The organism is Enterobacter sp. QK-SA4, assembly GCF_056856775.1.
In genome coordinates, this window is record NZ_JBXFXH010000007.1 from 3,775,100 (window position 1) to 3,787,082 (window position 11,983).

At 57.8% G+C, this 11,983-nt stretch carries 10 protein-coding genes and 2 pseudogenes; 3 read left to right on the forward strand and 9 right to left on the reverse strand.

Features of this window, described 5'->3' with window-relative positions; genetic code table 11:
• Nucleotides 1-58: 58 nt before the first annotated feature.
• From tauD to mmuP, 6 genes are all read right to left on the reverse strand, one after another.
• Complete coding sequence (gene tauD / locus AC1VYI_RS19840) at nt 59-910, reverse strand: taurine dioxygenase (protein WP_032661615.1); 852 nt, start codon at nt 908-910, stop codon at nt 59-61.
• Complete coding sequence (gene tauC / locus AC1VYI_RS19845) at nt 907-1,734, reverse strand: taurine ABC transporter permease TauC (protein ID WP_045356367.1); 828 nt, start codon at nt 1,732-1,734, stop codon at nt 907-909. The genes tauD and tauC overlap by 4 nt, the downstream gene beginning before the upstream one ends.
• A complete protein-coding gene (gene tauB / locus AC1VYI_RS19850) occupies nt 1,731-2,498 on the reverse strand; it encodes a taurine ABC transporter ATP-binding subunit (protein WP_023310519.1) in 768 nt (255 codons plus the stop codon). Before tauB ends, tauC begins: the two co-directional genes overlap by 4 nt.
• Before the next feature lie 10 nt (nt 2,499-2,508).
• Nucleotides 2,509-3,471 (reverse strand): taurine ABC transporter substrate-binding protein, encoded by a 963-nt coding sequence (tauA, locus tag AC1VYI_RS19855; RefSeq protein WP_001018397.1) that lies wholly within the window; start codon nt 3,469-3,471, stop codon nt 2,509-2,511.
• Between the two features lie 624 nt (nt 3,472-4,095).
• Entirely contained in the window at nt 4,096-5,028 is a 933-nt protein-coding gene (gene mmuM / locus AC1VYI_RS19860) for a homocysteine S-methyltransferase (RefSeq protein ID WP_134866762.1), read from the reverse strand.
• Nucleotides 5,015-6,415 carry an S-methylmethionine permease gene (mmuP, locus tag AC1VYI_RS19865; RefSeq protein WP_134866763.1) on the reverse strand — a complete coding sequence of 467 codons (1,401 nt, stop codon included), beginning with the start codon at nt 6,413-6,415 and terminating at the stop codon, nt 5,015-5,017. Before mmuP ends, mmuM begins: the two co-directional genes overlap by 14 nt.
• Before the next feature lie 363 nt (nt 6,416-6,778).
• Here mmuP and AC1VYI_RS19870 point away from each other — a divergent pair, with 363 nt between their 5' ends.
• The 3 genes and pseudogenes from AC1VYI_RS19870 to AC1VYI_RS19880 all read left to right on the forward strand — a co-directional run bounded on the left by AC1VYI_RS19870 (nt 6,779) and on the right by AC1VYI_RS19880 (nt 9,437).
• On the forward strand, nt 6,779-7,888 hold the full coding sequence (locus AC1VYI_RS19870; protein ID WP_001211967.1) for an AI-2E family transporter: 1,110 nt from the start codon (nt 6,779-6,781) through the stop codon (nt 7,886-7,888).
• A 119-nt stretch (nt 7,889-8,007) separates the two neighbouring features.
• A pseudogene (locus AC1VYI_RS19875) lies at nt 8,008-8,223 on the forward strand (hypothetical protein); the annotation flags it as partial.
• Between the two features lie 62 nt (nt 8,224-8,285).
• Nucleotides 8,286-9,437: an IS30-like element IS30 family transposase gene (locus AC1VYI_RS19880; RefSeq protein WP_001254932.1), complete on the forward strand. Its 1,152-nt coding sequence runs from the start codon at nt 8,286-8,288 to the stop codon at nt 9,435-9,437.
• Between the two features lie 12 nt (nt 9,438-9,449).
• Here AC1VYI_RS19880 and AC1VYI_RS19885 read toward each other — a convergent pair.
• From AC1VYI_RS19885 to AC1VYI_RS19895, 3 genes and pseudogenes are all read right to left on the reverse strand, one after another.
• Nucleotides 9,450-9,707, reverse strand: a pseudogene (locus tag AC1VYI_RS19885) (transposase); the annotation flags it as partial.
• Nucleotides 9,708-9,813: 106 nt separating this feature from the next.
• Nucleotides 9,814-10,794, reverse strand: a complete 981-nt coding sequence (locus AC1VYI_RS19890) for a LysR family transcriptional regulator (RefSeq protein ID WP_134866764.1) — start codon at nt 10,792-10,794, stop codon at nt 9,814-9,816.
• 64 nt (nt 10,795-10,858) lie between these two features.
• Entirely contained in the window at nt 10,859-11,851 is a 993-nt protein-coding gene (locus tag AC1VYI_RS19895) for an aldo/keto reductase (protein ID WP_134866765.1), read from the reverse strand.
• Between the last annotated feature and the right edge of the window lie 132 nt (nt 11,852-11,983).

Below are 11,983 nucleotides of genomic sequence, written 5' to 3' on the forward strand. Positions count from 1 at the left end.
TGAAAACCGCACCGGGCAGTCCCCTCGCGCCTTTGGGGAGAGGGTTAGGGTGAGGGGATCAAGGCGCACGATAAAACGGCTTATCCCCCAAAATCGTCGCCCGCTGCATAATCCGGCGCTGCGGCAGATAGTCCGCATTGGCATAGTGCTGCGTTACGCGGTTATCCCAGATCGCCAGGTCGTTCTCCTGCCAGCGCCAGCGGACCTGAAACTCCGGCTTGGTGATATGCGCGAACAGGAATCCCAGCAGCGCCTCACTCTCTTTCTCGGACACGTCCACGATGCGCGTCGTGAACCCTTCATTCACGAACAGCGCCTGCTTGCCCGTGACAGGATGGGTCCGCACCACCGGGTGCAGCAGCGGAGGATGCTTCGCAACCGCCTCCTGCCAGCGCTGATGTTCCTCTTCCGTTTTACGGTACTTGTATTCCTGGAACGATTTTTTGAAGTCGTGCTCCGCCCGCAGCCCGCTCAGCAGCGTCCGGAACGGCGCGGAGAGCGCCTCATACGCCGCAATCCCGCTGGTCCACAGCGTATCGCCGCCGGTTTCCGGCAGCAGCTTCGCCGCCAGAATCGCCCCGGCGGGCGGCGTCTCGATAAAGGTCACGTCGGTGTGCCAGTTGTCGTTGTCCGGCGGGTTATCGTTGTGGGTGTCCAGAACGATAATCTCCTCCACGCCTTCCGCATGCGGATAGACGGGGTGGATATGCAGATCGCCAAAGCGCAGGGCCAGCGCGCGCTGCTGCTGCGGGGTGATCGCCTGTTCGCGCAGGAAAACGACCTGATGACGCAGCACCGCGTGGTACAGCTGCTCGAACTGGTTATCGCTCAGCGGACGGGTCACATCCAGGCCCGACACCTGCGCGCCAATGTACGGCCCCAGCGGGGTAATGGTCAGACGTTCACTCATTGTATTTCTCCATGCCAGGGCGTCAGGCGGCGCTGTAACGCGCGTAGCCCCAGTTCTAATCCAAAGGCGATCGCGGCGATCACCGCGATCCCTGCCAGCACCACGTCAGTCGCCAGGAACTCTCCCGCCGACTGCACCATAAACCCAAGGCCGCGCGTGGCCGCAATCAGCTCTGCCGCCACCAGCGTGGACCAGCCCACGCCGAGGCCGATGCGCAGCCCGGTTAAAATTTCCGGCAGCGCGCCCGGTAAAATCACGAACAGCAGCACCTGCGTGCGGCTGGCTCCCAGCGACTGCGCCGCGCGGATCCGCACCTGCTGGGCGCTCTTCACGCCTTCCAGCGTTGACATTGCAACCGGCGCAAAGATCGCCAGATAGATGAGTAAAACTTTGGGCGTTTCACCTATGCCGAACCAGATAACCACCAGCGGCAGCCAGGCCAGCGGCGGCACCGGACGGTAAAGCTCAATCAGCGGGTCGAGTATGCCGCGCACCGTCGGGCTTAAGCCCATCGCGATCCCGACCGGTATCCCGATAATTACCGCTGCCAGAAGCGCCACCAGAATACGCGCCAGACTTGCACCTAAGTGCTGCCAGAGCGTGGCATCCATAAAGCCCTGCGGCCCGGCGATGGTAATGAGTTTGGCCAGCACCTGGCCCGGCGGCGGCAGAAACAGCGGGCTGACCCACTGCTGGGCAGCAACCGCCCACCACACCGCCAGCAGCACCAGCAGCGTACCGACGCTCAACGTGATTTGGCGCGAGAAAGGCCAGCGCAGCGCCAGACGCGTGCGGCGCGTTTTTTCACTGAAGACGATGCTCATGAGAAAGCCTCCCGTTGTTCAAACACGCGGCTTAAGACGTATTCACGCTGTTCGATAAACAGCGGATCGGATTTGATGCTGCGCACGGGTTCTCCCGCGACGAAGCGGCGGGCGAAATCCAGCGGCAAGCGCTCCAGCACGCGGCCCGGCCCCGGCGAGAGCAGCACCAGCTCCGTCGCCATAAACACCGCCTCTTCGATATCGTGGGTAATCAACAGCACCTGCTTGCCCGTCTCGTGCCACAGGCGCAGCAGCAGGGTTTGCATCTGCTCGCGGGTGAAGGCATCCAGCGCCCCGAACGGCTCGTCCAGCAGCAACAGCTGCGGATTCGCGGCCAGCGCGCGGGCAATACCCACGCGCTGCCGCTGGCCGCCGGAAAGCTGCCAGATAAAGCGTTTTTCCGCCCCTTCCAGCCCCACTTTTTTCAGCATCGTCCGTGCCGTTTCCAGCCGCTGTTCGCGATTGACGCCCGCAAGCTGTAGCCCAAACGCCACGTTTTCCTGCACGTTGCGCCAGGGAAGCAATCCTTCGTTCTGGAAGACCACGCCGCGCTCGGCGCCCGGGCCTTCCACCTTTTTGCCTTCCAGTTGGATGGTGCCATGCTGATAAGGGACAAACCCGGCGATCAGATTCAGCAGCGTGGTTTTTCCGCACCCGGACGGGCCCAGCACCACCAGCAGCTCACCGCTGTCCAGCGTCAGGTTGATGTCCTCCAGCGCGGGCTTACCGCCGTAATCGGCGTACAGGTTCGTAATATTCAGCATGGCGGACTCCTTATTTCACAAAACGATCGGTCACGTACTGGCTGTAATCCGTCGCCACCGCTGGCACTTTGCCCTGCTCTTTCAGGAAGGTGGCGGTATCAACAATCGCTTTGTTTACCGGCCCGGTAAGCTGCTGCACCTGCTGCGCGGGGGTCAGATAGGTATTGCCTTTCACCAGCCCCGGCACGTCCGCTTCCGGCACGCCGCTCAGGCGGGAGAGTTTTTCCAGGTTGGCGGGCTGCTTCAGCCATTCATCCGGGTTAGAGATGTACGGCTGCTGGGCATCAATCGCGCTTTTGGCGAAGGCTTTCACCACCTCAGGATGTTTCTCGGCGAAGTCTTTGCGCACGACCCACACGTCGAGGGTTGGCGCGCCCCACTGGCCCACTTTTTCTGAGTCGGTCAGCACGGTGCCGTCTTTTTCCAGTTCGTTCACTGCCGGTGCCCAGACGTAAGCCCCGTCAATATCCCCGCGCTGCCAGGCTGCGATAATCGCCGGCGGCTGCAGGTTGATGATTTGTACCTGACCCGGCTTGATGCCCCAGTGTTTGAGCGCCGCCAGCAGGCTGTAGTGGGTTGTGGAGATAAACGGCACGGCGATGCGTTTGCCGATCAGATCTTCCGGTTTAGTGATGTTTTTCTTCACTACCAGCGCTTCTGAGTTACCGAGCTGCGAGGCGAGCAGGAAAACCTCGATCGGCACCTGCTGGCTGGCCGCCACCGCCAGCGGGCTGGATCCGATATTGCCGATCTGCACGTCGCCGGAGGCTAACGCACGCACCACGGATGCGCCGCTGTCGAACTTGCGCCAGTCGACTTTCGCGCCGCTCTCTTTCGCAAAGGTGTTGTCCGCCTGCGCGACTTTCGCCGGTTCCGCAGAGGTTTGATACGCGACGGTGACGTCCACCGCCTGCGCCTGAAATGCCCACAGCGCCAGTGCGCCGAGAAGTGTGATTCGCGATGAAATTGCCATAGTGCCTGCTCCCCTTGTTGTTATGAGGGCAGTATTTCCGGCGCGGGAATTTTGATAAAGGAATAAAAATGAATCGCTCATAACGATTCGTTTTTAGAGAAAAAGCGGGAAAGGATAGTTGATTTTGTGCGGTTGTTTTTTTCTCCTCTCCCCTTTGGGAAGAGGGTTAGGGTTAGGGTTAGGGTGAGGGGAACATAAGGCGGTAGTGGTCATTCCGTTCACTTTATGTTCCTTGCTACTCTGTAATGGCATGACCTGTGAACGTGCCAGGGTGGCTCAGTCGCCACCACCCTGGCGACCCGGGCTCCCGGCGGTAAATCGCCGCTACGCGGTGCCCTCGGCTTATTCCCTCCGGCTTATCGGGGACGGGCGGAGGTAACATCCCTGTAAAGCCCGCCCTCTCGGCGCATCCCTGCGCCTCGCCCCGGCCTGCAGGAAACGCCTCAGCGATTTACAGCCGGACCAGAGCATCGCTGAAAGCCTTCAATCGTTCTGAAACAACGCATGTTGCTGTTTTTGATGTTTTTTCCCTCTCCCCGTGGGAGAGGGTCAGGGTGAGGGCATCAGGCGCACGAAACCTTAGATGTAGGCCGGGTAAGGCGTAGCCGCCACCCGGCAAAGCACTCAGCGCTGCTCGTTCAGCTCAGCAATATCTTTCGGCGTGGTGCGACAGCATCCACCGATTAATTTGGCCCCAGCCTCCAGCCACTGCGGTAGATACCCCGCCAGCGTCTCGCACGCTCCGCCGTGGTGGTGCCAGGTTTTGGTGACCGCATCATAATGCTCGCCCGAGTTCGGATAGACCACCAGCGGCAGCGACGTCAGGCTTTGCAGATGCTTCAGCGCCGCCGTAGTGTTTTCCAGTGCGATGCAGTTAATGCCCAGCGCGACAATCTGCGGAGAGTTTGCCAGCGCGCTGACCACCTCACGCAGCGGCGTACCGTCGCTCAGGTGTTCACTGTCCCGCAGGGTAAAGGAGAACCACGCCCGGGCGCGGGGGTACTCGGCCAGAAGCGCCGCCAGCGCCTTAATCTCGGTAAACGAGGGAAGCGTTTCGCAGGCCAGCAGGTCAGCGCCCGCATCCAGCAGCGCTTCCACGCGCGGGCGATGGAAGGCCGTAAACTCCCCGGCGCTACGCACGTAGTCGCCGCGATACTCTGAGCCATCCGCCAGATAGGCGCCGTACGGCCCAACGGATCCCGCCACCAGCAGCGTGCCGGCATGCGGATTTTCAGCCAGATACGCTTCGCGCGCTTTGCGCGCCAGCTCCACGCTTTTACCGATTAGCGCGCGGGACTGCGCTTCGTCCAGACCGCGCGCCGCAAACCCCGCAGGCGTGGCCTGATAGCTGGCGGTGATCGCCACCTGCGCGCCCGCGCGGTAGTAATCGAGATGCACTTCGCGGATGAGTTCCGGGTTTTCCACCAGCACTTTTGCTGACCAGAGGCTGTCTGCCAGGTTACAGCCGCGCGCTTCCAGCTCCGTCGCCATCGCGCCATCCAGCACCACAAACGGCTGTTTTTCAAGGATGGCGGTAAGCGGGTTATTCTGCGACATGTTCAGGCTCCTGCGATGTCATATTTCGGGTCAGGTAGTACGCACCATAACACAGGGCGACAAACGGAAGCCCGCAATAAAGGGCAATGCGCTGGCTCGGGTCAAACCACAGGCCGACACAGGCCACAACGCAGAGGATAAAACCAAGCACCGGCACCAGCGGATACCACGGCGCGCGGTACTTCAGCGCAGAGAGCGGCTGACCGGACTGCAGATGACGGCGACGGAAAACGAAGTGCGACGCGCAGATGCTGATCCACACCGCCACCACCGCAAAGCCAGAAATCGCCGACAGCGCGACAAACACCGTGTCCGGGGCCACGACGCTTGAGAACAGCGCCAGCACGCCGCCGAGCATAGAGACCGAGAGCGCCGTCAGCGGCACGCCGTTTTTGTTCACGCGGGCAAAGCAGCGCGGCAGCGTTTTCTCATTCGACAGCGACCACAGCATGCGCCCGGAAGCGTACAGGCCCGAGTTCGCCGCCGAGAGGATCGCCGTCAGGATCACAAAGTTAAAAATATCCGCCGCGTAAGGAATACCGACCTTTTCAAACACCAGCACGAACGGGCTCTTTTCCACGCCCGCCTGCTGCATCGGGATCAGCGCCGCCAGCACAAACACGGTGCCGATAAAGAAGATAATCAGGCGCGCAATGGTGGTGCGGATCGCAACCGGAATCACCTTGTGCGGATTTTCCGTTTCCCCCGCCGCGATGCCGATGAGCTCGGTACCGGAGAAGGCAAAGTTCACCGCCACCATGGTCATCAGGATCGGCAGGCCGCCGTGCGGGAACCAGCCCTCGGCGGTGATGTTGCTTAAGCCCGGCGCGGGAGAACCGTCCTGCATCGGGATAAAGCCAAAGACCGCCGCGCCGCCAAGAATAATAAAGGCGATAATGGTGATGACTTTGACCAGGGAGAACCAGAATTCGCCTTCCGCAAAGAAGCGCGTAGAGATGACGTTCAGGCCAAAAATCACCACGCAGAAGACCACGCACCAGGCCCAGACCGGCACCTGGGGGAACCAGTACTGCATGCAGAAGCCCGCGGCCGTGAAGCTCGAGCCGAGCGCCACTGTCCAGGTGAGCCAGTAGAGCCACGCCACGGTGTAGCCCGTCGCCGGGCCAAGATAGCGGGCGGCATAGACGTGGAACGCGCCGGTTTCCGGCATCGCCACGGAAAGCTCGCCCAGACACTGCATCACCAGCCAGACCACCAGCGCGCCTATCAGGTACGCCAGCAGCGTGCCCGCCGCCCCGGTGGTTGAAATGATGTATCCGGTATTGAAGAATAACCCTGTCCCAATCACGCCACCCAGCGAGAGCATAATCAGGTGGCGTGTTTTCATGGTGCGCTTAAGCTGCCCATTTTCTTGTTGTGTTTGCATATTACCTTCTATACGTATGGACATCTAAACATCCAAAGAAGGTGTGTTATACCGCGATTGTTAATAAAAAGCTAGATGACCAGACGCAAACGGGCACGCCTCGCGCTGAGTCTGGGGTGGGTCGTGAGGATCACATAGAGAATCGGACGCCAGGCCATAAGCACCTCCGCAAGCAGATACTTACAGCATGGTGCGGGAAAAGGCGATCTTCGGTCAGTCGAAAGTGGTATCCGCGAAGAGCGGATTCATACCGCAACACTGCCCGCAGGACGGTTAAGGCGCAGCCGCTACCCGGCGCAAGGTTGGTAATTCTCACAATCAGTTCTATAGTCGACACAGTTTCTTAGTAACCAGGACTGACTGATGCGCTTTAACGGACTGACCAAAGGTTTCTTTATCTTTATTCTTGCCCTTGTGACCTGGGCCTTCTTCGACGTGCTGTCGCCCTACTTCTCCGCGATACTCTGGGCCGCCATTCTGACCGTCATCTTCAACCCGGTAAAAAACAGGCTGCGCACCGCGCTGGGGGATCGCAACGGGCTTGCCTCGCTGTTGACCATCGGTATTATCTGCCTGATCGTCTTTATCCCGTTGATGGTGATCCTCTCCTCGCTCGCCATTGAGCTGAACGTGGTTTATACGAAGCTTCAGGAGAACAACACCCAGTTCCCGGAAGTGGTGGCAAGCATCTTCAACCATCTGCCTGACTGGGCCAGCGGCTTCCTGGCGGATCACAACCTGACCAACGCCGCGCAGATCCAGAAAAAACTCTCTGATGTCGCCCTGCAGGGCGGGCAGTATCTCGCCGGCAGCGCGTTTCTGATTGGCAAGGGCACGTTTGGCTTTGCGATAAGCTTCGGCATCATGCTTTATCTGCTGTTCTTCCTGCTGAAAGACGGCCCGTATCTGGTGCGCCAGATCCTCGACTCCCTGCCGCTGTCTGATTTCGCCAAGCAACACCTGTTCGCCAAATTCGTCGGCGTGTCGCGCGCCACGGTAAAAGGTACGGCGGCGGTGGCGGTGGTTCAGGGCATCCTCGGCGGGATTGCGTTTGCGATTGCCGGTATTGACGGCAGCGTGCTCTGGGGCGCGCTGATGGCCTTCCTCTCGCTGGTGCCCGCCATCGGCTCGGCGATTGTCTGGGTGCCCGCCGCTATCTTCCTGTTCGCCACCCATCAGCTTTGGCAAGGGCTGTTTATTGTCGGCTTCTTCGTGATTATCGTCGGGCTGGTGGACAATATCCTGCGCCCGCTGCTGGTCGGGAAAGACACCAAAATGCCGGACTACCTGATACTGATCTCCACCCTCGGCGGCATGGAGCTGTACGGCATTAACGGCTTTGTGATTGGGCCGCTCATTGCCGCGCTGTTTATCGCCTGCTGGAACCTCTTCTCAGGGCGCGATCACGAAGGTAACGCCGAAGAGCTGGACCCCGACTTCATCGAAGAAGGAAAAAATCCTCCAGAATTGTGAGGATGTGACGATATAGACCACACCAGGCGGCGATGTGCCGCCTTTTTTTTCGCCTTAAATCAGACGTTTTCTATAATTTGAAGAACGCCATCCTACTCATGTCGTAAAAGGATCATCAGGTGCGAATCGCAACGATAACAAACTGGGCCTATGGGGCCACGGTCTGCCTGACCATCGCCTCCGGCATCATCATGCTGATGGCGTCCAGTGCTGATACCCTCGAGCGTCAAGCCGTTGAACAACGGCAGAAATTTGATCAGCTCACGGAAGATATCGAAACCGATATCTGGGCCCAGTCTGATTTAGCGCGGCTGTACGTCATTAAAAAAGATCCTTGTAGATTCAATTGGTCAACGCAACAGTTATGTGAAAACATGGGGTTGCGGAGGTTTTTTGAATGAGACGAACATTTACAGCAGAGGAAAAAGCCTCTGTTTTTGAACTATGGAAGAACGGAACAGGCTTCAGTGAAATAGCGAATATCCTGGGTTCAAAACCCGGAACGATCTTCACTATGTTAAGGGATACTGGCGGCATAAAACCCCATGAGCGTAAGCGGGCTGTAGCTCACCTGACACTGTCTGAGCGCGAGGAGATACGAGCTGGTTTGTCAGCCAAAATGAGCATTCGTGCGATAGCTACTGCGCTGAATCGCAGTCCTTCGACGATCTCACGTGAAGTTCAGCGTAATCGGGGCAGACGCTATTACAAAGCTGTTGATGCTAATAACCGAGCCAACAGAATGGCGAAAAGGCCAAAACCGTGCTTACTGGATCAAAATTTACCATTGCGAAAGCTTGTTCTGGAAAAGCTGGAGATGAAATGGTCTCCAGAGCAAATATCAGGATGGTTAAGGCGAACAAAACCACGTCAAAAAACGCTGCGAATATCACCTGAGACAATTTATAAAACGCTGTACTTTCGTAGCCGTGAAGCGCTACACCACCTGAATATACAGCATCTGCGACGGTCGCATAGCCTTCGCCATGGCAGGCGTCATACCCGCAAAGGCGAAAGAGGTACGATTAACATAGTGAACGGAACACCAATTCACGAACGTTCCCGAAATATCGATAACAGACGCTCTCTGGGGCATTGGGAGGGCGATTTAGTCTCAGGTACAAAAAACTCTCATATAGCCACACTTGTAGACCGAAAATCACGTTATACGATCATCCTTAGACTCAGGGGCAAAGATTCTGTCTCAGTAAATCAGGCTCTTACCGACAAATTCCTGAGTTTACCGTCAGAACTCAGAAAATCACTGACATGGGACAGAGGAATGGAACTGGCCAGACATCTAGAATTTACTGTCAGCACCGGCGTTAAAGTTTACTTCTGCGATCCTCAGAGTCCTTGGCAGCGGGGAACAAATGAGAACACAAATGGGCTAATTCGGCAGTACTTTCCTAAAAAGACATGTCTTGCCCAATATACTCAACATGAACTAGATCTGGTTGCTGCTCAGCTAAACAACAGACCGAGAAAGACACTGAAGTTCAAAACACCGAAAGAGATAATTGAAAGGGGTGTTGCATTGACAGATTGAATCTACAGTAGCCTTTTTTAATATTTCATTTTCCATTTCAATACGTTGTAGCTTTTTCCTGAGCTCACGGATTTCAATTTGTTCCGGGGTAATGGGGGAGGCTTTTGGTGTTTTGCCCTGCCGTTCATCACGTAATTGTTTCACCCATCGCGTCATTGTGGAAAGGCCGACATCCATAGCGCTGGCTGCATCTGCCACGGTGTAGTTCTGGTCAACGACCAGTTGAGCGGATTCGCGTTTAAACTCTGCGCTGAAATTTCTTTTTTTCATTATGACACCTGTGTTGTTCTGAGGTGAGCATATCACCTCTGTTCAGGTGGCCAAATTCAGTAAACCACTTCAGCCTTCTGAGGCGTTTCGGACTGGCCGCAAGCAGTCAACGCGGCCACCAACAAGAACGGGATGATCTTCTTAACGGCGGAGGTTCCTCCTGTGAAGCGGAATGATGGCCCGACTTGGGCCTTGGGGGTTCCGGTGATTCGATGGTCTGCACGCGCTCAATGAACCGCGCCAGCACATCGGACGGCTCGCCGTCGGGGTACAGCAGGTACGTCGTCAGCGGCGGTATGCGCAACGCCAAAGGCCGGGCCACCACGCCCGAGTCAGGGTTGGCGGCAATGCGCGCGGCGCCCGTAAACCCAAGCGCGAGGCCGGCCGATACCAGTGCCATCATCAGATCACACGTAGCGACCCGCTCTGCGACCAGTGGCTCCATGTCGGCCACGCGCAGCACCCGATCGACGAACTTGGCATGGCCTTCGCACACTTGTGGATCGCATAGAACCAGCGGATAGCGCAGCAGTTCCTCCAAAGGGATTCGCTTGTGTGCAAGCAACGGATGCCGCGCAGGCACTGTCACGACGAGCGTGTCTCTCCAGGCAGGCATGGTGGCTATGCCATCGCCCACGTCATCGGACTGCGAAAACCCTACGTCGTACAGATCGTCATGCAGACCTTTGAGTTGCTGAGACAATGGCACCTCGAAGAACCGGAGTTCGACCTCGGGTTCTTCTTGGCGGCACAGCGCCAGCAGGGCCGGCAGGCGCGATGGCGTGATGCCATCGGACAGGGCCACACGCAACTGCCCATGAAAGCCATTCGCCGCTGCTTTCACGCTGTCGCGCGCCTGCTGCAAGGCAGTGAAGACGCGCGGGACGTGCTCCAGCAGGAGCGCGCCTGCTCGGGTTATGCGTGTGCTGCGCGTGGTGCGTGCGAACAGCACCACGCCCAGCTCTTCCTCCAACTCCTTGATGGCTCGCGACAGTGGTGACTGCTCCATGTGCAACTTCTCCGCAGCACGCGCGAAGTGCAGCTCTTCAGCTACTGCGAGGAAACAGCGCAGATGACGTAGTTCCATCACGATGCCCCTTGACGTAGTTGATAGTCCGAAATGGTCTGCACCGCATTCGGCTTGAGACTTCCTATCGGTTCAGATTCGCCATTTCCGCAGCGTAGTAGCGGTCGCCTTCAATTGGCGACGAAGCGACCGATCCGATAGCGATGAGTTCATCAGCCGCAAGGGAAACCTCTGCTGCTTGGAGGTTCTCGTCCAAGCGTGACTGCTTAGTGGTGCCGGGGATCGGTACGATCCAAGGGCGTTGCTTGAGCACCCATGCCAGAGCCAGTTGGGCAGGCGTGACCCCCTTGCTGGCAGCGACCTGCTTAAGCGTTTCCACCAGCTCCATGTTCTTGCGCATCGCTTCGGGCTGGAATCGCGGCAGTACGCTGCGAAAGTCGTCGTTTCCAAACTTGCTGTCTGGAGACATCGAACCCGTCAAGAAGCCGCGTCCCAAGGGGCTATAGGCCACAAAACCGATACCCAGCTCTTCAACTACCGATAGCAGTTGTTCTTCCGGCTCTCGTGCCCACAACGAATACTCCGTTTCCAGAGCGGCGACCGGGTGTACGGAGTGAGCGCGACGGATGGTGTCGATTCCCGCTTCGGATAGACCGAAGTATCGAACCTTGCCGGCCTTCACCAGATCGCCGACAGCACCGGCAACATCCTCGATCGGAACAGAGGGATCGACGCGATGCTGATAGAACAGGTCGATATAGTCTGTGCGCAGGCGCTTGAGTGCCGCGTCCGCGGTCGCCTTGATGTGATCGGGGCGGCTATTCAAACCAATCGGAATCTCTCCTCCATTGGGGTCCAGCTCGAATCCGAATTTGGTGGCAATCGTCATCCTATCCCGCATGGGTTCTAGTGCTTCGCCGACCAGCTCTTCATTGATCCGTGGCCCATAAACTTCGGCGGTGTCGAACAGTGTTACGCCTCGCTCCACTGCGTAGCGAATGAGCGAAACCATCTCGCCCTTATCTTTTGGCGCACCGTAAACCGAACTCATCCCCATGCAGCCGAGGCCAATCTCGGAGACGGTTAAGCCGCTGCGGCCAAGTGCTCGCATTTTCATCTTGAACTCCAGTAATTGCGTTAGATGGCTGTACCCGTTCGGCGGTGACACCCTGCATGGGTCTCAATTCATGTCGTGTTCCCCGATGCCCTTCGAGACATGTCGAGGAGAGGTCACGCTAAGGACCTCTCG

Bases quoted from the DNA above. Each gene is read 5' to 3' on its own strand.
- tauD (WP_032661615.1), bottom strand. From the start codon at position 910: ATGAGTGAACGTCTGACCATTACCCCGCTGGGGCCGTACATTGGCGCG.
- tauC (WP_045356367.1), bottom strand. From the start codon at position 1,734: ATGAGCATCGTCTTCAGTGAAAAAACGCGCCGCACGCGTCTGGCGCTG.
- tauB (WP_023310519.1), bottom strand. From the start codon at position 2,498: ATGCTGAATATTACGAACCTGTACGCCGATTACGGCGGTAAGCCCGCG.
- tauA (WP_001018397.1), bottom strand. From the start codon at position 3,471: ATGGCAATTTCATCGCGAATCACACTTCTCGGCGCACTGGCGCTGTGG.
- mmuM (WP_134866762.1), bottom strand. From the start codon at position 5,028: ATGTCGCAGAATAACCCGCTTACCGCCATCCTTGAAAAACAGCCGTTT.
- mmuP (WP_134866763.1), bottom strand. From the start codon at position 6,415: ATGCAAACACAACAAGAAAATGGGCAGCTTAAGCGCACCATGAAAACA.
- AC1VYI_RS19870 (WP_001211967.1), top strand. From the start codon at position 6,779: ATGCGCTTTAACGGACTGACCAAAGGTTTCTTTATCTTTATTCTTGCC.
- AC1VYI_RS19880 (WP_001254932.1), top strand. From the start codon at position 8,286: ATGAGACGAACATTTACAGCAGAGGAAAAAGCCTCTGTTTTTGAACTA.
- AC1VYI_RS19890 (WP_134866764.1), bottom strand. From the start codon at position 10,794: ATGGAACTACGTCATCTGCGCTGTTTCCTCGCAGTAGCTGAAGAGCTG.
- AC1VYI_RS19895 (WP_134866765.1), bottom strand. From the start codon at position 11,851: ATGAAAATGCGAGCACTTGGCCGCAGCGGCTTAACCGTCTCCGAGATT.